At 55.6% G+C, this 23,835-nt stretch carries 21 protein-coding genes; 15 read left to right on the top strand and 6 right to left on the bottom strand.

The window, feature by feature from the left end; genetic code table 11:
* Window positions 1-10 precede the first annotated feature (10 nt).
* On the bottom strand, window positions 11-376 hold the full coding sequence (locus BM258_RS03735) for an ArsR/SmtB family transcription factor (protein ID WP_090069077.1): 366 nt from the start codon (window positions 374-376) through the stop codon (window positions 11-13).
* Window positions 377-553: 177 nt separating this feature from the next.
* Here BM258_RS03735 and BM258_RS03730 point away from each other — a divergent pair, with 177 nt between their 5' ends.
* From BM258_RS03730 to BM258_RS03695, 8 genes are all read left to right on the top strand, one after another.
* A complete protein-coding gene (locus BM258_RS03730; protein WP_090069074.1) occupies window positions 554-1,063 on the top strand; it encodes an arsenate reductase ArsC in 510 nt (169 codons plus the stop codon).
* The gene (gene arsB, locus BM258_RS03725; RefSeq protein ID WP_090069072.1) at window positions 1,063-2,133 is read left to right on the top strand and encodes an ACR3 family arsenite efflux transporter; all 1,071 of its coding nucleotides are present in this window, start codon (window positions 1,063-1,065) and stop codon (window positions 2,131-2,133) included. The genes BM258_RS03730 and arsB overlap by 1 nt, the downstream gene beginning before the upstream one ends.
* Window positions 2,134-2,503: 370 nt before the next feature.
* Window positions 2,504-3,553 carry a LacI family DNA-binding transcriptional regulator gene (locus tag BM258_RS03720; protein ID WP_090069069.1) on the top strand — a complete coding sequence of 350 codons (1,050 nt, stop codon included), beginning with the start codon at window positions 2,504-2,506 and terminating at the stop codon, window positions 3,551-3,553.
* A 128-nt stretch (window positions 3,554-3,681) separates the two neighbouring features.
* The gene (locus BM258_RS03715; protein WP_175527953.1) at window positions 3,682-4,929 is read left to right on the top strand and encodes an ABC transporter substrate-binding protein; all 1,248 of its coding nucleotides are present in this window, start codon (window positions 3,682-3,684) and stop codon (window positions 4,927-4,929) included.
* 89 nt (window positions 4,930-5,018) lie between these two features.
* Entirely contained in the window at window positions 5,019-5,948 is a 930-nt protein-coding gene (locus BM258_RS03710; protein WP_090069067.1) for a carbohydrate ABC transporter permease, read from the top strand.
* Between the two features lie 26 nt (window positions 5,949-5,974).
* Window positions 5,975-6,844: a carbohydrate ABC transporter permease gene (locus tag BM258_RS03705; protein WP_090070296.1), complete on the top strand. Its 870-nt coding sequence runs from the start codon at window positions 5,975-5,977 to the stop codon at window positions 6,842-6,844.
* A gap of 27 nt (window positions 6,845-6,871) precedes the next feature.
* Window positions 6,872-8,806 carry a glycoside hydrolase family 127 protein gene (locus BM258_RS03700; protein WP_090069064.1) on the top strand — a complete coding sequence of 645 codons (1,935 nt, stop codon included), beginning with the start codon at window positions 6,872-6,874 and terminating at the stop codon, window positions 8,804-8,806.
* On the top strand, window positions 8,803-9,906 hold the full coding sequence (locus tag BM258_RS03695; protein WP_407062696.1) for an ABC transporter ATP-binding protein: 1,104 nt from the start codon (window positions 8,803-8,805) through the stop codon (window positions 9,904-9,906). The genes BM258_RS03700 and BM258_RS03695 overlap by 4 nt, the downstream gene beginning before the upstream one ends.
* Window positions 9,907-9,998: 92 nt before the next feature.
* Here BM258_RS03695 and BM258_RS03690 read toward each other — a convergent pair whose 3' ends face one another.
* The 4 genes from BM258_RS03690 to BM258_RS03675 form a co-directional block, all read right to left on the bottom strand.
* The gene (locus tag BM258_RS03690) at window positions 9,999-10,646 is read right to left on the bottom strand and encodes a nucleoside/nucleotide kinase family protein (protein ID WP_244544585.1); all 648 of its coding nucleotides are present in this window, start codon (window positions 10,644-10,646) and stop codon (window positions 9,999-10,001) included.
* Complete coding sequence (locus BM258_RS03685) at window positions 10,643-11,422, bottom strand: ATP-binding cassette domain-containing protein (protein WP_090069059.1); 780 nt, start codon at window positions 11,420-11,422, stop codon at window positions 10,643-10,645. The genes BM258_RS03690 and BM258_RS03685 overlap by 4 nt, the downstream gene beginning before the upstream one ends.
* Window positions 11,422-12,483: an ABC transporter permease gene (locus BM258_RS03680; RefSeq protein WP_090069056.1), complete on the bottom strand. Its 1,062-nt coding sequence runs from the start codon at window positions 12,481-12,483 to the stop codon at window positions 11,422-11,424. The genes BM258_RS03685 and BM258_RS03680 overlap by 1 nt, the downstream gene beginning before the upstream one ends.
* Before the next feature lie 75 nt (window positions 12,484-12,558).
* Window positions 12,559-13,575 carry a substrate-binding domain-containing protein gene (locus BM258_RS03675; protein WP_090069053.1) on the bottom strand — a complete coding sequence of 339 codons (1,017 nt, stop codon included), beginning with the start codon at window positions 13,573-13,575 and terminating at the stop codon, window positions 12,559-12,561.
* 303 nt (window positions 13,576-13,878) lie between these two features.
* Here BM258_RS03675 and BM258_RS03670 point away from each other — a divergent pair, with 303 nt between their 5' ends.
* Window positions 13,879-15,126, top strand: a complete 1,248-nt coding sequence (locus BM258_RS03670; RefSeq protein ID WP_090069050.1) for an ROK family transcriptional regulator — start codon at window positions 13,879-13,881, stop codon at window positions 15,124-15,126.
* A 63-nt stretch (window positions 15,127-15,189) separates the two neighbouring features.
* Here the strand turns inward: BM258_RS03670 and BM258_RS03665 are convergent, their stop codons facing one another.
* A complete protein-coding gene (locus tag BM258_RS03665) occupies window positions 15,190-16,401 on the bottom strand; it encodes an MFS transporter (protein WP_090069048.1) in 1,212 nt (403 codons plus the stop codon).
* Window positions 16,402-16,805: 404 nt separating this feature from the next.
* Here BM258_RS03665 and BM258_RS03660 point away from each other — a divergent pair, with 404 nt between their 5' ends.
* The 6 genes from BM258_RS03660 (at window position 16,806) to BM258_RS03635 (ending at window position 23,832) form a co-directional block, all read left to right on the top strand.
* A complete protein-coding gene (locus BM258_RS03660; RefSeq protein WP_090069045.1) occupies window positions 16,806-18,368 on the top strand; it encodes a putative bifunctional diguanylate cyclase/phosphodiesterase in 1,563 nt (520 codons plus the stop codon).
* 380 nt (window positions 18,369-18,748) lie between these two features.
* Window positions 18,749-20,275 (top strand): ABC transporter substrate-binding protein, encoded by a 1,527-nt coding sequence (locus BM258_RS03655; protein ID WP_090069043.1) that lies wholly within the window; start codon window positions 18,749-18,751, stop codon window positions 20,273-20,275.
* A 200-nt stretch (window positions 20,276-20,475) separates the two neighbouring features.
* Entirely contained in the window at window positions 20,476-21,429 is a 954-nt protein-coding gene (locus BM258_RS03650) for an ABC transporter permease (protein ID WP_090069041.1), read from the top strand.
* Window positions 21,429-22,274: an ABC transporter permease gene (locus BM258_RS03645; RefSeq protein WP_090069038.1), complete on the top strand. Its 846-nt coding sequence runs from the start codon at window positions 21,429-21,431 to the stop codon at window positions 22,272-22,274. The genes BM258_RS03650 and BM258_RS03645 overlap by 1 nt, the downstream gene beginning before the upstream one ends.
* A complete protein-coding gene (locus BM258_RS03640; RefSeq protein WP_090069035.1) occupies window positions 22,271-23,083 on the top strand; it encodes an ATP-binding cassette domain-containing protein in 813 nt (270 codons plus the stop codon). Before BM258_RS03645 ends, BM258_RS03640 begins: the two co-directional genes overlap by 4 nt.
* The gene (locus BM258_RS03635; RefSeq protein ID WP_090069032.1) at window positions 23,080-23,832 is read left to right on the top strand and encodes an ABC transporter ATP-binding protein; all 753 of its coding nucleotides are present in this window, start codon (window positions 23,080-23,082) and stop codon (window positions 23,830-23,832) included. Before BM258_RS03640 ends, BM258_RS03635 begins: the two co-directional genes overlap by 4 nt.
* Window positions 23,833-23,835 lie beyond the last annotated feature (3 nt).

Here is a 23,835-nt window from a genome sequence, read left to right as displayed (position 1 = left end):
GAGCCATTGTCTAACATGCTTGTTTCTCCATTCCGTCACAGCGTACGGGTGGCCTCTCAACCTTTGAGAGGCGCGCACAATCCTCGGCATATTGGGCATCTTGCTTGATGCCTTCGACTGCGGCTTCCAGAGCTTGCCTGCTCCAGTCCGGCATGTCATCAGCCTGAGAATAGAGCACCCATTGCGCTTCACGGCGGCTCACCAGGAGGTTGGCTTCGCTCAGCACCTTGCAGTGGCGTGAAATTTTGGGCTGGGGCAATTGCAGCGCACCGACCAGCTCGCACACGCAAAGCTCGGTCTCTTTGGCGATGAGCGCCAATATCCGCAAGCGGATTGGGTCTGACAGGGCGCTGAAGATATTTGTGAGATTTTCCATAGCTCTTTATATACACCCACTCGAATATGCAAATCAACGCATATTCGCTAAAATGCATTTGCGACGCATTGACACAGAGGAATAAATCAATTATTCAAGATTTCTCGATATAATAAAATGATCTGAGCCCAAACCAGCAAATCGGGCCGGACAACATGATAATGCAGGAGGTCGAGCATGACCCAAATCACCTACAATGTCTTGTTTCTATGCACGGGCAATTCCGCCAGATCCATTCTGGCCGAAGCGATCCTCAATCGGACGGGAGGGGGCCGTTTCAAGGCCTTTTCTGCGGGGTCACATCCGACGGGCACCGTTAATCCCCATGCCATCGCATTGCTCAAACGCATGAATTACGACACCGATTTTGCCGCATCCAAAAGCTGGGATATGTTCGCGAAGCCAGGTGCCCCCAAGCTCGATTTTGTCTTTACGGTTTGTGACAATGCTGCCGGTGAAACCTGCCCCATATGGCCGGGCCAGCCGATGACTGCGCATTGGGGCGTGCCCGACCCTGCGGCCGTAACCGGCTCGGAAAGCGAGATCGCCCTTGCCTTCTCAGACGCCTATCGCATGCTCAATTCCAGAATTTCCATCTTTTCCTCCCTTCCCATAGCCAGCATTGATCGACTGTCTCTCCAGAACAGGCTTGATGCAATCGGCAAAAACCAAGCGAAAGCAGAATAATGTCCGTCGACGCAAATACCCTGCCCGACGCCTCCCAGAGCGGGGGCATCGGATTCTTCGAAAAATGGCTCTCCGTATGGGTCGCCCTTTCGATCGTTACCGGTCTGGTGCTGGGCGAGCTGTATCCCGCTCTGTTTGGTCTATTGGCCGGATTTGAATATGCCCATGTGAATCTGGTGGTCGCCATCCTCATCTGGGCGATGGTCTATCCGATGATGGTATCGGTCGACTTCTCCAGCATCAGCCATGTGGCCGACGAGCCCAAGGGCCTAATCATCACGCTGGCGGTCAACTGGCTGATCAAGCCCTTTACCATGGCCGTTCTGGGCGTGGTCTTCTTCAAATATCTCTTTGCCGGCGTGATCAGCACAGCGGATGCCGATTCGTATATTGCGGGCCTCATTCTGCTGGGCGCTGCCCCCTGCACGGCGATGGTCTTTGTCTGGTCTCAGCTTACCCGCGGCGACGCCAACTACACGCTTGTGCAGGTTAGCGTGAACGACCTCATCATGGTTTTCGCCTATGCGCCAATTGTTGCGCTGTTGCTGGGCGTTACCGACATTCCTGTACCGTGGGATACGCTTCTGCTGTCGGTTCTGCTCTATGTAGTCGTGCCTTTGGTCGCGGGCTATTTCACCCGCAAGGCGCTGGTTTCCAGTACCAAGACAGACGAAGCCGTGGCTGATTTCACAGCAAAGCTGAAGCCCCTTTCCGTCATCGGCCTTCTGGCTACGGTGGTATTGCTGTTCGGTTTTCAGGGCGGGGTCATTCTGTCTCAGCCTCTGCTGATCGCGCTCATCGCTGCGCCTTTGCTGCTTCAGTCCTATGGCATTTTTGCAGTAGCCTATGCGGCAGCGTGGGTCATGAAGGTGCCCTTCCGGATTGCTGCTCCATGTGCCCTGATCGGTACATCGAATTTCTTCGAGCTGGCAGTTGCTGTTGCCATCGGTTTGTTCGGACTGAATTCCGGTGCGGCTCTGGCGACGGTTGTCGGCGTTCTGGTGGAAGTGCCCGTGATGTTGTCTCTGGTCGCCTTTGCCAATCGCACCCGCCAGCATTTTCCAACCTAAGGGGCTGCCGAAGGCAGGTTTTCAACTGCCTTTTTATAAAAATTCCTGTCTATCACCTCTTTCTGAATCCTGTATCGGCCCAAAACCGGTACAGGATTTTCTCATTTTCAATTCTTTTCCTGAATTCAAGGCGCTGCCCTGTTGCGCAGAAATTTGCGCAGAGCCGCCAGCATGGCCGGGGCTATCCCGTAGGTGGTTTGCACAGCCTGTTTTGAAGAGACTGCAACCGGTTGCAGTGCTTTGAAGTGCAAAAATATCGCCTTGACAATATTTGGGTGCCAGTGCAATTCTGAGCTTGCGCAAACGGTAAACCAACGGTGAGCAAACGTTATCTCACCGAAATTTTCCCTTTGCGGAAGAGGAGGAAGCCGTGGTTACAGAGACAAGCACCAGACCTGCAGGCGCTATTCAGCGCGCGACAATCCGCGATGTTGCCGCCAGAGCTGGCGTAAGTGTAACGACTGCATCTCGCGCCCTCAACGGCACGGGCAGAATGTCTGAAGAGACACGATTGCGTGTGCAGCAGGTGGCCAAGGATCTGGACTATCGGCCAAACAGCATGGCGCGTGGGCTGGTTCAGCAACGTTCTTTCACGCTTGGTCTTTTGACAGACGATACTTATGGACGTTTTACCCTGCCCGTCGCGGCAGGTCTCTCCTCGGCCATGACAGATCGTGGCGTGTCGGTTTTTCTCAGTGCCGGCGAAAAGGAACCCAAGCGCATGCAGCTCAATCTGCGCGCCATGGAGGAAAAACGGGTCGACGGGCTGGTGATTACCGGCAAACGCATCGATCGTTGCCTGCCAGTGGATGTATCCAGTCTGGGTATGCCCGTTGTTTATGTTTATTCCGAATGTCCCGATGGGGGTATCGGCTTTGTGCCCGATGATTTCAACGCGGCCAAAATGGCAACCGAGCATCTGATCAAGCTGGGGCGCCGCAAAATCGCGCATATCACGGGCATGTCCACATTCAAGGCCGCCCACTTGCGCAAAGCCGGTTGGCACGCCGCGCTTGAGGAGCATGGTCTTGCGCCATTTGGCGAGGCGCTGTTTGACAACTGGACCGAGGCCCATGGCTATGCGGCCGCCTTCCAGCTTTTTGATGCTGCTGCAGACAGGCCCGATGCCATTTTCTGCGGCAACGACCAGATCGCCAGAGGCGTCGTGGACGCCTTTGCGCAGTTAGGGATCAAGGTTCCCGACGATGTTGCCATTGTCGGTTTCGACAATTGGGAAGTATTTGCCAAGGCAACCCGCCCTCCTCTGACCACAGTGGATATGGGGCTTACCTGTCTTGGGAAAAGTGCAGGATTGGCACTGCTGGACATGATCGAAGGCAAGCCGATTGAAGCAGGCTTGCGGCAGTTGCCCTGTCGTCTCGTTGTACGGCAATCCTGTGGAGGAGAAGCGTCCGAATAGGAGGACGAGCAGCCCTTTTTTGTGACGGAACCATTTTGGAAGGGCTTAAGACGCACATTTTGCGCAAACGTTGTCTCAGTGGTGCAAGGACTGCCTGGGACAACCATAGAGGAGGATTTATCGTGACTATCAAAGCATTGCTTGGCGGTGTTGCCATGGCTGCAATTGCATTGCCCGGACTGGCTCAGGCAGAAACATTTTCGCTCTGGGTTCGCTCGGACGGATCGGAATTCATGCCCAAGCTGGTGGACGCCTTCAACGCCAAGGGGGAAGACAAGGCCGAGTTGCAGATCGTGCCGGTCAATGAGCTGGTACAAAAATATGCCATCGCCGCTGCCGGGGGATCTCAGCCCGATGCTCTTTCGCTGGATCTCATTTTTACACCCTCTTTCGCCCAGGCCGGGCAGCTCAAGGATATGACGGACTTTGCCAAGTCTCTGCCCTATTATGACAGCCTGTCTCAGGCCCATCTGAGCGTGGGCACCTATGATGGCAAGATCTACGGCATGCCATTCTCGGCTGACGCATCCGTGCTGGTCTGGAACAAGAACCTTTATAAGAAGGCTGGCCTTGATCCTGACAAGGCTCCCGCTAACTGGAACGACATCCGCAAGGCCGCCGAAGCCATTGGCGCGCTGGGTGATGATACTTACGGCTTCTATTTCTCGGGCAATTGCGGTGGCTGCAATATCTTCACCTTCACGCCTTTGATTTGGGCTTCAGGCGGCAATCTGTTTGAAGATAAAGGCGCCAAGGCCACCGTCAAGACACCACAGATGAAAGATGCGCTGGAATTCTATCGTGGCATGGCCAAGGACGACCTGGTGCCTGCCGGTTCACAGACGGACTCTGGCTCCAACTTCTTTGCAGCCTTTGCAGGCGGCAATATCGGCCTCACGCCATCTGGTTCCTTTGCCATTGGCGCGCTCAACAACCAGTATCCGGATCTGGACTACGGGGTTACCTACCTGCCGGGTAAGGATGGCGACTGGTCTTCCTTTGCCGGGGGAGACAATATCGTGGTTTCGGCCAAGACCGATGAAGACAAGATGCCTGCGATCGAGGCTTTCATCAAGTTCGCCTATTCCTCTGAAGGACAGACCATTCTGGCCAAGAACGGCTCGCTGCCTGTGCGCGCCGATGTCGCCGAAGAAGCCCTCAAAGGACTTGATAGCCGCTATCTGATTGCCGCCAAGGCGATGGACAAGGGCCGGACGCCTTACACTCCGGTATTTAATGATCTCATCAATTCGCTGAATGGCCCATGGGTCAACATGCTAAACAAGGCCTTCTTTGCCGATAGCGCCGAAGAGGTTGATGAGGCGATGGATGAAGCACAGGAAGAGATGCAGTCCATCATCGATTCTTCCCGGTAGATCCTCCAAAATCTGCCTAGCAAGAGCCGCCGACTGACCCATTTTCAGTCGGCGGTGTCCCTCGCATTCCTGCTTCAAAGGATTACACCATGACTGACGGTCTCATGGCAGTTCCGGAGACTCCTATGCCTACGCGCCGCAGGCGACGCAGGCATTCCCAATGGAACGGATTGCTGTTCGTTCTACCTTCGCTTCTTCTGGTTACCATCTTCTTTATCGTGCCGTTGGGCATGGCGGCGTGGATGTCGCTGCATAAATGGCCGCTGATGGGCGTGCCCCGCTGGGTCGGGTTCGACAACTACGAACGCCTTCTGACCGACAAGAGCTTCTGGTCCTCTCTCTGGTTCACGATCGAATATACTGTCGTTATCACGATCGGCCTTCTGGGCGTCGCCATGGCGTTGGCCCTGATCGTTCAGGGACAAGGCAAGGCGATTTCAGCCTATAGAACCATTTATTTCCTGCCAGTTGTCACCGGCTTTGCCTCTGCCGCCCTGTTGTGGGTGTGGTTGTCAAATGTGGATACGGGCCTGTTCTCACCCCTGGCGCAGGATATCGGCCTTACAGAAGGGCGTGTGAATATTCTGGCCAACTTCACGCCAGCCTTCTGGTCAGTCATCTTCATGGTCATCTGGAAGATGGCCGGTTTCTACATGGTCATCCTGATGAGTGGCCTGCAATCCATTCCGACCGACTATATCGAAGCGGCGCGCATTGATGGTGCCAAATGGAGCCAGCGGTTCCGCTTCATCATCATGCCACTCATCCGCAAGCCTTTCGCGCTGGCGCTCATCCTGTGCATCTCGGGTTCGATGCTGGCCTTTGACCAGTTCTACATCATTCTCAGCGGTGGCCCGCGCAACCAGACGGTTACTGCCGTTTACAAGATCTTCAATGAAAGCTTCATCTCGTTCCGCCTGGGCTATGGCGCTGCGCTCTCCATGGTGCTGCTGGTCATCCTTCTGGCGCTGAGTGTCATTCAGCTTACATTCCTGAGCGACAAGGGACCGAAAAAATGAATGCCGTGACCTTCTCCGATCAAGCCATGGCAGCTTCGGCTGCCCCCACCCAGCGTAAGGGACGGCTGCGCTATCACACGCTGATCTTTCATGCCACGTCGGTTCTGGTTGCCCTGCTGTTTCTGGCGCCGCTGGTATGGGTGGTGCTCTCAAGCTTCCGCTCACCGGCTGAATCCACCCAGCCTCCCATTCCGCCCTGGCCGATGGATGGCTTCAGTATCTCAAGCTATGACAGGCTGGAAAATTTCGGCCAGTCGGTGCTTCATTACTCGGGCAACTCCCTGTTTGTGGCTGTGGGTACCTCGATGCTGACCATCGTGGTTTCGCTTCTGGCAGGCTATGGCTTCTCGCGCTATCGCTTTCCGCTCAAGGGGCTCGCCTTCGTGCTCATCCTGTCCACCATGATGATCCCGTTCCAGTCGATCCTGACGCCACTATTTCTGCTGTTGGCCAAGATGGGGTTACAGAATACGCTCATCGGGCTGGTCTTCATCTATACAACACTGCAATTGCCCTTCTCGGTTTTCATGATGCGCAACGCGTTTGACGCTGTGCCAAAAGAAATCGAGGAAGCCGCCCGGATGGATGGCGTCAAGGGCTGGCGCATGTTGGTTCAGGTAATGGGACCGCTGGTTTTGCCCGGCGTGGTAACAGTCGGGCTGTTTGCCTTCCTCAACGCCTGGAACGAATTTCTCGCAGCTCTCGTGCTGCTCACGGATCAAAGCAAGTTCACGCTTCCGGTTCTGATGACTGCCGTCCAGCACGGCCGGTATGGCTCGGTGGACTGGGGGGCCGTGCAGGCTGGCGTCACGCTGATGATGATCCCTTGCATGATCCTCTTCCTCATTCTTCAACGCTCCTACATCCGAGGCCTCACGGCCGGTGCTGTGAAATAGGCAGCCCTCCCGCGAAAGGATATAACAATGAACACACTTTCTTCTACCAAAGCCGGCGAGGCCCTGCAGCCAAAAGCAAAATTCCGGCCGCTTGCCGTCAACCAGATAGAGGTGAGCGGCTTCTTCGGACCCAAGCTGGATGTTATTGCCACCACTACGGCGAAAATCCTGTTTGATCGCTGCATAGAGGCACGGATGCTGGAACAGGTCGACCCTGACCTGCCCAACCCGGGGATTGTGATCCCTTTTCAGCATAACAATACCGTCACCACACAAATGTTCTGGGATTCCGATTTCGGCAAGAGCATCGAGACGGCAGCCTACGCCCTTAACCGGCAGCGCGACGCCGAACTTGAAGCCCGCGTTGACGCGGTGATCGACGCCTATGGCCGCCTGCAGACCGAGGATGGATATCTCAACAGCTGGTATCTGCGCATCGAGCCCGGCAAACGCTGGACCAACTTGAGAGACCGGCATGAGCTCTACAATGCAGGGCACCTGATAGAAGGAGCCATTGCCTACTATCATGCAACCGGCAAACGCAAATTCCTCGACATTCTCAGTCGCTATGCCGATTGCATTGACGCCACATTCGGGCCGGAAGCAGGCAAGAAACGCGGCTATCCGGGCCATCCGGAGCTGGAACTGGCGCTTATCAAGCTTGGCCGTGTTACCGGTGAGCAGCGCTATCTCGATCTGGCGAAATTCTTTGTCGATGTGCGCGGCGAGGCGCCCAGCTATTTCGATGAGGAAGCCAATGCACGCGGGGAGAAACCGGAGGACTTCCATTTCTCAACGCTGGAATATTGTCAGGCGCACAAACCCGTACGAGAGCAGAGAGAAGTGGTGGGGCATGCCGTGCGTGCCGCCTATCTCTACGCGGGGATGGCGGATGTGGCGACCGAGTTCTCCGATACCAGCCTCGACCCGGCTCTCAACGCGCTTTGGTCTCACCTGACCGAACGCAACCTTTATGTTACGGGTGGTTTCGGGCCGTCCAAGGACAATGAAGGTCTGACCTTCGATTATGATCTGCCCAACGATTCCGCCTATGCGGAAACCTGCGCTGCGGTGGCTCTGGTCTTCTGGGCGAGCCGGATGCTCGGGCGTGAGCCTGACGCACGCTATGGGGATGTCATGGAACGGGCCATCTATAACAATGTGCTTTCGGGCCTGTCTGATGATGGCAGCCACTTCTTCTATGACAATCCGCTAGAAAGCCACGGCTATCATCATCGCTGGCGCTGGCATCGTTGCCCTTGTTGCCCGCCGAACGTTTCGCGGTTGCTCGCATCCATCGGAACCTATTTCTATGGTGTGTCCGAGGACGAGGTTGCTGTGCATCTTTACTGCTCCAACAAGGCGGATCTGAGAGTTGCCGGGCGCAAGCTGAGCCTTGGCCAGACCACCAACTATCCGGCTGACGGTAGGATCGCATTCCAGATCGATCCTGAGGAAGCATGTCCCTTCACGCTTTCGCTGCGCATTCCCGATTGGGCCGATGGTTACAGCCTGAAGCTGAATGGAGAAACGGTCGATGCCAAGCCGGAGAAGGGCTATATTCGCCTTGCCCGCACATGGCAAGCTGGCGACCAGTTGACCCTTGATCTCGATATGCAGCCGCACAAGCTCTACGCCAACACGCAGGTCGCTCATGATCAGGGCCGCACCGCCATTCTGCGTGGTCCCATTGTCTATTGCATCGAAGGGGTGGATCACGATGCACCTCTGAATACCTATCTGGTCAAGGATGCGGTTCCTATTACACCATCAACCATTGAGGCCTGGCCTGATACGGTGGCGCTGGAAGTCGAGGCTCTGGTGGAATATCGCAAGGACGACGCCCTCTACAATACAGAGCCCCCCTTGCGCAAGCCTGCAACACTCAAGGCTATTCCTTACTATCTTTGGGATAATCGCGAGCCGGGCGAAATGCTCGTCTGGTTACGCAGGGAGGTATGACGATGAACGAGCAAGTCAATCTACAACGCATTCAACGACAGGCGGGCCTGTGTTTACGGCGTGTTAGCAAGTCTTTCGGCTCGGTCGAGGTCATCCGCGATGTTGATCTTGATATCGAGGGTGGCGAATTCGTCGTCTTTGTCGGGCCATCCGGCTGCGGCAAGTCAACGCTGTTGCGGCTCATTGCCGGACTGGAAGAGGTTACCAGCGGCGATGTGCTGATTGCAGGCAAGGATGTCACCGAGGAAGACCCTTCCGACCGGGGCATCGCCATGGTGTTCCAGACCTATGCCCTTTATCCGCATATGACAGTGGCACAGAATATGGGCTTTGGACTCAAGGTGGCCGGACGGTCCAAAACCGAGGTCGAAGAGAAGGTGGGACAGGCAGCCGATGTTCTGCAGCTTAACGACTATCTCGATCGACGCCCAGGGCAGCTCTCGGGTGGGCAGAGGCAGCGGGTGGCCATCGGACGGGCGATTGTGCGTGATCCCGATGTCTTCCTGTTCGATGAACCGCTCTCAAATCTTGATGCCGAACTGCGCGTGGATATGCGGATCGAAATTGCCCGCCTGCACCAGAAGCTCGGTAATACGATGATCTATGTGACCCACGACCAGACCGAGGCCATGACACTGGCGGACAAGATCGTGGTTCTGCGCGCTGGACGCATCGAGCAGGTTGGTTCGCCTTCAACCCTTTATGATGATCCGGACAACATGTTTGTCGGCGGCTTCATCGGTAGTCCGAAAATGAATTTCATGGACGGGGTCATGCGCCAGAACGGCGTTGAGGTCGCCGGAGTTATTCTGCAAACCCGGCCGATCACCAACCGCCCTGCGGATGGAACGCCAGTGCATGTGGGCATTCGGCCTGAGCATTGGCGACTGGCAGAAGAGGGAAAGACGGCGGTCCCCTTCAAGGTGGGCTTTTCAGAATTTCTGGGAGGCGCCAGCTATCTCTATGGCACAATCGGGGAGAAGAGCTGCACGGTGAATGTAGAGCGCGAGGCGATCTCCGAGCGTGGCTCCGTGCTCAATCTGATGGCTGATGCAGATCACATCTGCCTGTTCGACCAGAATGAGCGGCGCATTCGCTAGAAGACCCGCTTTTTTGAAAACAAGATTCCAGCCACCCCGGAGCGTCATACACGCTTTGGGGTGGGTTGCCTTCCTGCACTTGTCTGCGCGATTTAATCCAGCACCATATCAGCCTTGATGCTCTGCTTGAGAACAAGGCGAGCATTGACCAGATCATTCATTTCCGTGCGCTTGGCGGCGGCTTCCGGATCAAGGCCATAGCGCAGCCAGCGCTTGTTGAGGCGCCGGGTTAGTTCTTCAAGCCCCGGATTGACGAACACACTGGCAGCAAAAGCATCGGCCAGCGCATTCCATGGTGCGGTGCGAAGCAACAGATAGTTGCCCTCCACCACGATGATCGGCGTTTTTGGGGCGATCTCTATGGCCCCGGCAATGGCAATATCCCGGCTGCGATCAAAGGTGGGAAAGTAGGTGAGCCCACCAGATCTTGAGAGACTTTTGACGGCCTCGCAAAATCCGATCGCATCAAATGTTTCCGGCGCCCCTTTGCGAGGAAACAGACCGTGCGCCTTTAGAATCCGGTTATCCAGATGGTAGCCATCCATCGGCAGAAGTGCCGCCTTGGGCACTTCACCTTCATGACCCGCATTGAGCGCCTTGACCACGCTCTCGGCGAGCGTGGACTTGCCTGACGCAGGCGCTCCGGCGATGGCGAGAATCGTGCGTCCATCCGGTCGTTTATGCTGCTCGACAAGCGCGCAGACCTCTGCCGTCTTCTGTTTCAGGCTTTCTTTTTTCATGCAACCGCCTCTTGATCCGGAGGGGCCATTGCCCCTGTCATCAAAGCAACCGCATCTGACATGGAATATTGCTTGGGATCAACAACGCAGAGCCGTTTACCCAACCTATGCACATGAATTCGATCTGCAACTTCAAAGACATGGGGCATGTTATGCGAGATCAGAATGATCGGAATACCCTTGCTCTTCACCGTTTTGATAAGATCGAGAACCTTGCGACTTTCCTTCACGCCAAGGGCCGCAGTCGGCTCATCGAGAATAACAACATTGGTACCGAACGCTGCAGCGCGCGCCACGGCCACCCCCTGCCTTTGGCCACCAGAAAGAGTCTCCACGGTCTGGGCAATATTCTGGATTGTCATCAGCCCGAGCTCAGTGAGCTTGTCACGGGCAAAATTCTGCATCTTCTTCTTATCCAGTTGCCGGAACACGCTGCCCATAATGCCCGGCTTGAGGATCTCGCGTCCCATGAACATATTGTCAGCGATCGTCAGCGCGGGCGAGAGGGCCAGCGTCTGATAGACGGTTTCAATGCCATGTTCACGGGCCTGTATTGGCGAAGAGAAATGCACCGGCTTGCCCTCAAGGCGGATTTCGCCACTGTCCGGCCTCAGAGCGCCAGACAAGGCCTTGATGAGAGTTGATTTGCCTGCGCCATTGTCGCCAATGACAGCGAGGATTTCTCCGGGCATCAGATCGAAATCACAGTCTTCCATGGCGATAACGCGCCCATATCGCTTGTTCAGTTTGCGTGCGGTCAGAATAGGGCTGGTCATCACAGGCTCACTTTCCGAATGGTTTGGTCGACGGTTACTGCGAAAATAATCAGGGCACCAATCAGCAGATAGGTCCACTGCACATCAGCTCCAAGCAGGCGCAGACCGAGGGTGAAGACGCCAACAATCAGAGCACCAAACAGGGTGCCAGCCACCGAACCGCGCCCGCCAAACAGCGAGATGCCACCGATCACCACAGCGGTGATACTCTCGATATTGGCCAACTGTCCGGCTTGTGGCGACACCGAGCCCAAACGACCGATCAATGCCCAGCCGGCGAAACCGCAGATCAGGCCACCAATGGCATAGACAGACACCAGAGTGGCTTTCACCTTGACGCCGGAAAGCTCGGCAGCGTCCGGGTCATCGCCCACCGCATAGACATGGCGTCCCCAGGCTGTCTGGCTGAGAATGTAGGACATGAGCAGCACCAAAAAGAGCAGCAGGATAACGCCATAGGTAAAGACCGCGCCACCCACCGTTATGGTCCGTCCGAAAAATTGCAGGATCGGAGCAACCTGCGCGATCTCTTCGCTGCGGATGACCACACTGCCCGAATAGAGGAAGTTGGCAGCCAGAACGATCTGCCACATGCCCAGCGTCACGATGAAGGGGGGCAGCTTGACGAAGGCGACCAGAAGGCCGTTGGCCGTGCCAAAAAACAGGCCGGTTGCCAGCCCACACAAAACGGCAAGCTCGCCCGGGATACCGAGATCAAAGGTGAATTTGCCCATGATAACCGAGGATATGACTGCTATCGCGCCAACGGAAAGGTCAATGCCTGCGGTGAGAATAACAAGGGATTGCGCCACGGCCACGATGCCCACGATCGCCACTTGCTGCAGGATCAATGTCAGCGCGAAGGGCGAGAAAAAGCGATTGCCGTTGAGGATGCCAAATATAATCACTGCCGTGACAAGCACGAAAAGCGGAATGGCAGAGGGCGTCGTCTGAAGAAAGCCCAGCAAGCGATGGAAGTTTGATTTGTGGGAGCTGTTGAATTCTGCGACGGTCTCTTGCTCTGGCAAGCGTTCTTCAGCAGATCCAGGTGCATCAGTCATGAGATCGCATTCCTAATGAGTGCACGGGAGCGGGACGCAACCGGGCGCCCCGCGATTAGATCTTTCAAAGAGGCATTAGCCCCAGCAAAGATTCTTGCCTTCTTCAACGGTCAGCTGTTCGAGCCCTTCAACCGGTTTATCGGTTACAAGGCCAACGCCCGTATCAAAGAAGTCCTTGCCTTCGGTTGCGGCTGGCATTTCGCCGGTTTCCACGGCTTTAACGATGGCTTCAACCCCTTTGCCTGCCATATCAAGCGGATATTGCTGAGCGGTTGCTCCAATCACACCTGCTTCCACATTGGCCACACCCGGGCAGCCGCCATCGACGGATACGATCACGGCGTCATCCTGTTTACCAAAGGCTTTCAGAGCTTCATAGGCACCGGCTGCGGTTGGTTCGTTGATGGTGTAGACCACATTGATATCAGGGTTGATAGCGAGCAGGTTTTCCATGCCCTTGCGGCCACCTTCTGCGTTGCCGTTGCCGATTTCCTGACCGACGATGCGGCTGTCGGTTTCGTCACCCCATTTGCTCTTGTCGCCGATATCGATACCGAAGCCGGTGAGGAAGCCCTGATTGCGCAATACGCCAACGGATGGCTGCGTTACGTTGATGTTGATGAGGCCGATTTTAGCGTTGGCAGGATCGTCCACGGTTTTTGCGGCCCATTTACCGATCAGTTCACCAGCCAGGAAGTTATCCGTGGCGAAGGTCATGTCGGCAGCGTCCATCGGATCAAGCGGTGTGTCCAGAGCAATCACCACCAGACCAGCATCGCGGGCCTTTTTCACCTGACCGGTGATGGCCTTGGAATCGGTTGCCACCAGCAAGATGCCCCCAGCGCCTGCTGCAATGCATGTTTCAATGGCAGATACCTGCGTTTCGTGGTCCCCGTCATACTTGCCCGCAAAGCTGCGCAGCTCGACACCAAGTTCGTCAGCTTTGGCCTGGGCGCCTTCTTTCATTTTCACAAAGAATGGATTGGTTGCGTCCTTGGTGATCAGACAGACAGAGGTGTCTGCAGCAGACGCAGCGACGGACATGCCAGCTGTCATGAGCGCGGCAGTTGCCAGTGTAGTGAGATATTTCATAAGTGAACTCCAGGTTCTATTGCCTCAATCTTCTGCTCTCTCGGGCAAGGTCCCCCAACCCGGCCAGCAGAAGTCTCCTCCATGGGCAAAAAGCCTCGAATGGGCACAATCGGCTCATATTTTGAAATGTCGTCTCGAAGCTTCCTCCCGACGGCCAAACCGCCGTCATGCTCTTTCGTACCCCTGTTCCGAAAGGCTTGTCAATAAATACTTCCTAATGAATTAATAAGACAATGGGCGCATTGACGCGCATTTGCGCTTGCAGACAATAGGGGGGATTTCTAGTATGGCGGAACAGCAATCATGGCATCCGGCCTGATCAGAAGCGCTCGTTTGAAAGTCGATAATATGAACAAGAACAATCCCGACACGCTCCAGCGCAGCTTTCAGAAAGGCTCCAATCAGGTCGCGATCAGAAGCTATAATGAGCGTCTGGTGCTGCAATTGATCCGGGAACAGGGTGCTGTCACCAAGGCCGATGCCACCCGTGCGACCGGCCTTTCCCCCAATGCCATTTCTACGATTTTCCGTACGCTGGAAGAGGACGGGTTCCTATTACGCGATGAACCAATCCGGGGTCGGATCGGTCAGCCATCAACGCCGATGCGTCTTGATCCGGAGGTCCGCCACTATGTGGCCTTTGCCGTCGGGCGCCGGAGTATGGAACTTGCCGTCATCGATTTCCTCGGTCAGGTCAAAGCGTCCAAGCGCCTTATCATCCCTTATCCAACGCCGGAAGGAGCGCTGACATTTTTCAAAGACAACCTGACCCCTCTGCTCCGGGCGGCCAAGCAGACCCGCGGCTCTATTGCAGGGATGGGCCTCGCCATGCCATTCGAGCTCTGGAGCTGGACGAGTGAGTTTGACGCCCCTTCCGAGGTGATGAGTGCCTGGCGTGATTTCTCTCTTGTCGAAGCACTGCAAGAGCTCGTGCCATGGACCATCGTATTTGAAAATGATGCAACAGCGGCCTGTCGCGCAGAACTCGTCTTCGGCTCACGCAGCACATTGCAGGACTGGATCTATTTTTTCATCGGCACCTTCGTGGGTGGCGGCGTCGTACTCAATGGCAGCGTCTTTGCCGGCCGCAAGGGCAATGCAGGCGGCTTTGGTCCCATGCGCGTACCGGGAAAGGAGGGTGACCGGTTGGTCGACCACGCCTCTCTGGTGGTGCTAGAACATTGGCTGAAGGCAGACAATCGCGAACCGCTGGATATCTATGACGAAGCCACAGACTGGAGCACACTGGAGCCCTATGTCTCGAACTGGATACACCGTGCCGCTCGCAATCTGGCGCATGCAACCGTCTCGGCCCTTGCCGTGATCGACTTTGAGGGCGTGGTGATTGACGGCGCCTTTCCGGCAGAAATCCGCCAGCGTCTGGTCGATGAATTTCGGCACCAGATGGACATCATCGATTTGCAGGGCGTCACGATGCCGGAGATAGATGCCGGGCATGTGGGGCGCAAGGCCCGCATTCTGGGCGGCGCGGCGACCTTGATCAATCAGAACCACATGATCGACCAGAACACGCTCTTGCGGTCACAGTGACGCAATCCGGGCGCGTCTCTCGCTCTTTACAGCGCCAGACACCAGTCAGGCATTAGCCAGACATCAGTTTTCCCGCTTCAAACGCCGCGCGATGATGAAACTGATCAGCGAGAAGATAAAGCACCAGATGCTCATAAAAATGCTCTGCGTGGGAAAGAACACACCAGCATCGATGAAGAGACCGGTAATGCCCGGCCCGATTGCGGTCGAGAAGACCATGACAGTGGTCGTCAAGGCGCGAATGGCACCAAGATAGCGCGTCCCATAAGCCACCGGCAGGAACACGCCCCAGAAGGCACCCGACAGCCCCTGAGTAACACCGCACAGTGCCAAAACGGCGTACCAACTCCATACCGGCTCGCCGACGGTTATCAGCAGCACTCCAAACCCCATGGGAATCAGAATGACCGGGAGCAGGCGCTCCGCACCGAAGCGATCAGACGCCCAGCCCATGAGAAAGGTGGAGGCAACGGTTGCCGAGGCAAAGAAGGAATAACCCGGCGCCATCTCCATCAGCGACCATCCCTTGACGTTGGCAATATGGGTCTGGTGGAAGAACATCACGGTTGCGATGAAACCAGGTGTCAGCAACATCGGAATCAGAGCGGGCAAAAGCCAGTGCCGCGCCGCATCGCTTCTCGTCCAATGGCGTCCGCCAAGGCCCTTGGTCAGGGTCTGCTCTGCCTTTTGGCCAACCGGAGAGCGATCATCAAGAGAAAGGAACCATACGGCAGGAGCCACAATCAAAATGAGGATCATTGATACGGTAACCCAAGTCAGGTTCCAGCCAATGGTTGCGATGGCAAACACGGCTACCAGCGGAACAATCACTTCTCCCAAGGGGTGCCCCAGCATGGCGATCGAAACGGCTCGTCCGCGCGAAGCATCAAACCAGCGCCCCATGGCTGTCATGGCAAGGTGGCCAAACATCCCCTGCCCGCAAAAGCGCAATAAAAAGAGAAAGATTCCGAGCATGACCACCGAGCTGGAAAAGCTGAAGCCCAGAGCAGCAATGGCAAAAATGAGCGTGATGGCAGGCGCTAGACGAGACAGAGCGATCTTGTCGGCCAGAGAGCCCAGCCAGAACATCAGCAAAGCAGAACTGAGGGTCGCAGCGGTATAAAGAGAGCCCCACGCGCCATCGCTCAAGCCAAATTCCAGTTTTATTTCCGTAGCGAAAAGCGAAATAAACCAGGTCTGGCCGAAAGAGGAAGCGAAAGTGAGCAAGAGGCCTGCGCTGAGCCACCGACTATTTTGTCTGATAAATGTGAGCATGTCTCTCCTGAGGCACCTGTCAGTGTCCTAAATCATGGCCCAATGGCTATCGCGTCGCATATGTGAGGGATCTTTCGGGAAGGAACCACTTGCGCGTTTGTCATGTCATGACAGCCCCGCATTTTGCATACGAATAGCATAATATGCAACCTGAGGCTTCCCGTGATATTGCATAATGACTCTCAAGCTCGCGCTTCGTCCTCTATTGCTCCCAGCTCTCGCCCCCTTCTTAAGACCTAGGGGATCCCACAACTATCTGTTTTGCATCGCTAAACTTTAGAAAACCCGGAACACCTGACGGCATCAATCGTAAAAAATAACAAGTGCGATTAAGAAATTCTCTACGATCTTGTGCGATTTTAGAAGAAATAAAAAGCAATTCTGCCTCAGGAGCATGAGCCCACATGTCAGTCGTGGCCTTCGGGAAAAAATATCTAGAGCTAGGCATCGTTATGTCAATTGCCGCGATGTTCTGGCTGGTCGGGGCCTCATATGATGTGTTTGAAGTGTTTAATTCCTATTCAAGATCCCATGAATCCTATGAGGTAGATGAGCTTGTCTGGGCCATTCTCTGTTTCGGCAATGCAGGCCTGTTCTACATGCTGCGATACCAATTGCAGAAAAACAAGGAAATCAAACGCAGGATCCGTGCAGAAGATGACCTGGAGTGGCTCTCCAAGCATGACAGTCTCACTCGGTTGCCCAACAGGCGCTATTTGCAGAAGTTGATGGATGACAATTGCTGCGAGGCTTATACGGCCAAGTTCAAACGCTTCGGTCTTTTGTCGCTGGATTTGAATGATTTCAAGAAAGCAAACGATCTTTTGGGGCATAAGGCTGGAGATACTGTTCTTAAGGAAATCTCCGAACGCATCATGAACGCCAAAGGCGTTGAACTGGCGTTCCGCCTTGGTGGTGACGAGTTTCTGGCCTTCACAAATATTCCATCAAACACTGACCCTGTAGTCTTTGCCGACGAGATTGCACGGCAACTGGTGCGCCCTATCGAAGTCGACGGGACGACCCAGATTGTCGGCGTCAGCGTTGGGTTGAGCATTCTTGGAGAAGATGCAGACACACTTTCCGATGCCATCCATTTTGCCGATCTGGCCATGTATTCAGCCAAACGGTCCCGGACCAAGCGCGTTGCCCGCTTCGAGCCGGAGATGCTTATTACCAATATGGAACGGGCGCAGCTGGAAAAAGATCTACTCAACGCGATCGCCAACAATGAAATCAAGCCCTTCTACCAGCCTCTGGTTGACCTTGAGACAGGCGAAATCTCCGGCTTTGAAGCGCTGGCCCGCTGGAATCGCAAGGGGCATGGCTTTGTCCCTCCGACAGAATTCATCCGGATTGCCGAAGAAATCGGCGTTATCACCGAACTCTCGGATCATTTGCTGCGGGTGGCATGCCTTGATGCCCAAAAGTGGCCCGATACCGTTTCGCTGTCTTTCAATATTTCTCCGCTGCAGCTCTCCGATCCGCATCTTGGGCTGCGCATCCTCAAGCTACTCAATGAGGTGGACTTTCCACCCCATCGCCTTGAGCTGGAGATCACCGAAACGGCCCTGATCAACGAGCTGGATACGGCCACCGAGATCATTTATCAGATGCACCAATTGGGCATCCGCATCTCTCTGGATGATTTCGGAACCGGTTATTCCAACCTGTCTCAGCTCTCCCATCTCGATTTCAACAAAATCAAGATCGACCGCAGCTTCATCGACAGTTTCCAGACCGATGAAAAGCGCATGACAATCGTCAAGAGCATGCTGGCGCTCGGCTCTTCCCTTGGCATGGAGACCACCGCCGAGGGTGTCGAGACCAGCAATCAGCTCGCAGCCCTGATAGAGCTTGGCTGTAGTCGCGGTCAGGGATATTATCTGGGTACACCAGCCAGCAGCGAAGAAACCCTCAAACTGCTCGAAACGCCGCACTCTCGTGGATTTACGGCCAACGCATAGACCTTGCAAGATGAAAGCGGAAGCGCGCTTCTTTTCAGAGCTTCGGTACAGGTAAGCACCGTTCTTTGCTGACCATGACAAAATGAAAAGGGGACGACGATCCTGATTGGCATTTCATCTACCGAAATTTCAAATCCAATTTCGGGGCTGATTGTAAAAATTTGTTGCCCCAGATCCCGATTCGTTAGCATCGACATCTGAGCCATTCTCTCCTCGTCAAAATCAGGTTTCCATCGCCCGAATGAGCGCGTGCCCCTTAGACTGCACTGGCATTGAAATCCTGACGACATTTTGCTTCAATGCGCCTCCAACTTAAACACACGCACCAGCACCGGTTGCGATAAGAGTGCGAATTAATCAAAACAAGGGGGAGTTCTTTCATGTTCTCTTTGCCGAAACTTTCCAGCGCATTGCACCTATCCGGGCGTGCTGCATTTGCAGCCCTGCTGACGGCCTCTGCGCTGACACTGACACCTGCCGCCGGTCTGGCTCAGGATTATACTCCCGATGCAGTCGTCAATATCGGCTCCCTGTATGAGCCGCAAAATCTGGACAATACCGGAGGCGCCGGACAGGGCATCAACGAAGCCTTCAACGGCAATGTCTATGAAGGCCTTTTCGTGCTTACCGATGGCGGGGACGTTAAGCCCAAGCTGGTAGAGAGCTATGAGATCAGTGATGACGGTCTTTCCTATAGCTTCACCCTGAAGGATGGCGTCACCTTCCATTCGGGCGATCCTTTGACGGCAACCGACGTCAAAAACTCGATCGAGCGCGTCACGGCGGAGACCTCCTCCAGCTCGCGCAAGAAGAGCCTGAGCAACATCGCCAGCATCGAAACGCCAGATGACAAGACGGTCGTGATCACGCTTGAGAAGCCTTCCATCTCGCTGCCCTACAATCTGTCCTATGTCTGGATCGTCAATGATGCGGCGACCGACATCAGCAATTCCGAAGACGGCACTGGTCCTTACCAGCTTCAGGAATGGCGTCGCGGCTCCGCTCTGGCTCTGGTTCCGTTTGATGGCTATTGGGGCGACAAGCCAACCAATGGCGGCGTAATGTTCCAGTATTTCACCGATGCAACGGCACAGAATAACGCCCTGCTGACCGGTGCGGTTGATATCATCACCTCCATCCAGAGCCCTGATGCCCTGTCGTTGTTTGTCGACAATCCTGATTTCACCGTGTCGGAAGGCGCTTCCACCACGAAGGAACTTCTGGCCTACAATGATCGCATCGAACCGTTCAACGATGCGAAAGTGCGTTCGGCGCTGTCGCGTGCCGTCAACAAGGAAAAATTGCTTCAAGCAATCTGGGGCGATTATGGCACTTTGATTGGCTCTTTCGTGCCGCCAACCGATCCATGGTATGTCGATCTCAACGACGTGAATGCCTATGATCCGGAAAGCGCCAAAGCGCTGCTGGCTGAAGCAGGCTATGCCGATGGCTTCTCCTTCACGCTGGATACACCAGACTATGACCCGCATCCCGTGGTCGCCCAATTCCTTCAGAATGAACTGGCCAAGATCAATGTGGATGTGAAGATCAACATCATCACCGCCAACGAATGGTACACCAAGATCTACAAGTCCCACGATTTTGAGGCGACTCTGCAGGAGCATGTCAACCATCGCGACATCGTCTTCTATGGCAACCCTGATTTTTATTGGGGCTATAACAATCCGGAAGTGACCAAACTGATCTCTGGCTCCGAGAGCGCCAAAAGCATCGACGAACAGACAAAGATGCTGACTGAAGCCAACCGGATCATCGCAGAAGACGCAGCCAGCATGTGGCTCTATCTTTATCCGCAGATCGTGGTTTCCACGTCCAATGTCAGCGGCTATCCGCTCAACGGGTTGAACTCCCAGTTCTTTGCGGCCGACATCAAGAAAGTCGACTAATCGCGACAAACCCTGGCGAAGGCCATTGCAATAAAAACTTGGCGAGGGGCGTGTGTTCCAAAACGGGTTCGCCTCTCTGTCAAGGACTGGCTATACACAAAGGGCACGCCCTGCGACCACGGGATATCATCTCCGGGTCTCGGGGCGTGCCCGACTCATTCTGTAAACTCTCTCTTCCTTGCGAGGATACGCATCCGATCATGCTAAAATATCTCATTCGGCGGCTGGTGATCCTGCTTCTGTCCCTGTTCGTCGCCTCGGTCGTTCTGTTTATTCTGTTAAGGCTGTTGCCGGGGGATCCCGCCAACGCCCTGCTCGGAGTCGGGGCGACGCCTGAGCAGATTGCTGCCGCACAAGCGCAAATCGGGTCGGACCAGCCGCTGGGCATGCAGTTCCTCACCTATCTGGGGGATCTCATCCATTTTGATCTCGGAACCTCCTTCGTGTCGCGCTCTTCCGTCTTGGATGAAATTACGCGCCGCCTCAGCGTCACCCTGCCGCTGGCGCTGTCTGCCTTCTTTCTTGCGCTGCTGATCGCCGTTCCATTGGGTGTCTTTGCGGCGGTCAAGGCCAACCGCTGGTATGGGCTCGTTCTCTCAATCATTTCGCAGATCGGCATAGCTGTGCCGGTTTTCTGGCTCGGTATTCTGATGGTCTATGCCTTCGCCCTCAATCTGCGCTGGTTGCCTTCGGGCGGTTTTCCCTTGCGCGGCTACGCTGACCCGGGTCGCGCCATCGAATCCATGGTGCTACCGGTATTGACCATTGCGCTCATTATGTCCGCGTCCCTGATGCGCTATGTCCGCGCCACGACACTGAAGGTGCTTGGGTCGGACTTCCTGCGCACGGCGCGAGCGCTCGGCGAAAGCTTCCCTGAGGCCTTTATTCGCCATGGGCTACGCAATGCGGCCGTGCCGGTTGTTTCGGTCCTCGGTATCGAGCTTTCTACCACCTTCCTTGGTGCCGTGGTGGTCGAGCAGGTTTTCTCCCTTCCGGGCATGGGATCCATGTTGCTGCTGGGTATCCAGCAACGCGATTACCCCAATATTCAGGGTGTGCTGATTGTCTCGACCTTGCTGGTTCTGCTCACCGGATTTTTGGCTGACATCCTGCAGCGCCTGCTTGACCCGCGTTTGCGTCAGGAGGCCCGCTGATGTCTGCTTCCAAGTCAATTCTCACCCGCTTCTCGGGCACCAACGCCACCTTCTGGCTGGGGCTTCTTCTCGTGGGCACCATCACCCTCACCGGCCTTCTTTCCCTTGTCTGGACCCCTTATGACCTATCCGACATGGTAGCGGGTCGGCTGGAGGCGCCGAGCTGGCAGCATTGGGCTGGCTCTGATCGTCTTGGCCGCGATCTGTTCACCCAATTGATGATCGGTGCACAGATCGCCTTGATTGTCGGCTGTAGCGCCGTTGCCATTGGCGCTGCGATTGGTGTTACCACGGGCATTCTTGCCGCTTTTGCTACGCGGTTTCTCGACGACGCCCTTGCTGCCTTTTTCGATATCCTGATCGCTTTCCCGACACTTCTGACCGCCATGCTGGTGGTGGCGGCAAGCGATGAAGCCTCGCTTGGAACAGCCATTCTGGCGCTTGGTATCGGCCTGTCGCCTATTGTCGGACGGATTACGCGCCTTCTAACCAAGCAGGTGCTGTCTCAGGATTATATCACGGCAGCCCGTGTTTCCGGCTCATCTTGGCCGTCGATCGTCTTCTGGCACATTTTGCCCAATATTCTGCCCTTCCTTGGGGTCAATCTTGCGCTGCAATTCGGCCTTGCCGTCATGGCGGAAGCGTCGCTCTCCTATCTGGGGCTCGGGGCACCACCGCCCAACGCCTCCTGGGGTCGCATGCTGCAAGAAGCGCAAGGCACGGTCTATACTGCGCCTTGGGGAGCAATCCTGCCCGGCCTTGCCATCTTTGCGCTTGTGATTGGTGTCAATCTACTGACCGACGGTCTGCGTGATCGTCTCGATGCATCCCGGAGGCAGGTATGACGCAAGATCTTCTCTCAGTACAAAATCTTTCCCTTTCAACCGCCGACAAGGGGCTGGTCAAGAACTTGTCCTTTACCATCGCCCCCGGCGAACGGTTTGGCCTGATTGGCGAAAGCGGGTCGGGCAAATCGCTGACGTCGCTGGCAGTATCCGGACTTTTGCCACCATCCATCAAACCCAGCGGGCGGATTATTCTGGACGGGCAAGAGATTGTCGGCGCGCCAGGCAAACAGCTCGACAGCCTGCGCGGCGATGCCGTCGCAACCGTTTTTCAGGAGCCACTGACAGCCCTTGATCCGCTGATGCCATTAGGCAAGCAGATTGCCCTGCCCTTGCGCCGTCGTTTGCGTCGTGAAGGCAAACCCAGCGGACGCGCCGAGGTCAACAGGCATATGCGAGATCTGATCGATCAGGTGCGCCTTCCCGATCCGGAGCGGCTTGTGCGAGCCTATCCGCATGAAGTCTCCGGTGGCCAGCGCCAGCGTGTGGCGATTGCCATGGCTCTTGCCTGCCGCCCCAAGCTGCTGATCGCCGATGAGCCGACCACAGCCCTCGATGTGACCACGCAGGACCAGATCATCAAGCTGTTGACCTCTCTGGTCGACGAGTTGGGCATTGCCCTGATGTTCATCAGCCACGATCTTGCCGTCGTTGGGCAGATGGTAGAGCGTGTCATGGTCATGCGCAATGGCGCATGCGTAGAAAGCGGCCTGGCGGCTGATGTTCTGACGGCACCCAAGGATTCCTACACCCAAACTCTGGTCGATGCGGCCCACCGCTTCGATGCCGCTCTGGAGGGTCGTTCATGACGTTGCTCAGTGTTGAAAATGTAGGCTTTTCCTACCGCTCCGGAAAACCAGTGCTGGAGGACATATCCTTCACAGTCCCGCGCGGGGCCAATGTTGGACTGGTGGGAGAAAGCGGATCGGGCAAATCAACCCTGTTGCGCCTTCTGCTTGGCCTTGATAGCCCGCAGAAGGGCCGCATTCTATTTGATGGTGCGCCGTTGGAGGCTCGCAGTTCAGGCTACATGCGTAGCTATCGCAAACGGGTGCAGGCGGTGTTTCAAGACCCCTACTCTTCGCTTGATCCTTCCCATCGCATTCTGCGCATCATCACGGAGCCTCTTCGCGCGCTCAAGATTCCCGGCGATCATCGACAGATGGCAACAAAAGCCATCACGGCCGTCGGCCTGGCACCAGACAGCCTTGAACGCTATCCGCACCAGTTTTCCGGGGGCCAGCGCCAGCGTATCGCCATTGCACGGGCCATCGTTGCGCGCCCAGATCTGGTTTTGGCTGACGAGGCCGTGAGCGCGCTCGATCTCTCCACCCGCATCCGCGTGGTAGATCTGTTCGAGGAAATCTCCGAAGCAATGACGATGGTCTTCGTTTCCCATGACATGGGCGTTGTCGCAGCGCTTTGCGATCAGATCGTCGTGCTTGATAAGGGCCGCATCGTCGAAGCGGGGTTGACCAACGATATCCTGCGCGCTCCAAAGCATCCCTACACGCAAAGTCTGCTTGCCAGCATCCCCCGCATGCCAGCTGGCTCCTGATAA

It is taken from the genome of Cohaesibacter marisflavi (assembly GCF_900115225.1).
Lineage (GTDB): Bacteria > Pseudomonadota > Alphaproteobacteria > Rhizobiales > Cohaesibacteraceae > Cohaesibacter > Cohaesibacter marisflavi.
The sequence above is the reverse complement of the archived record's forward strand: the minus strand, read 5'-3'. Positions and strand labels throughout refer to the sequence as shown.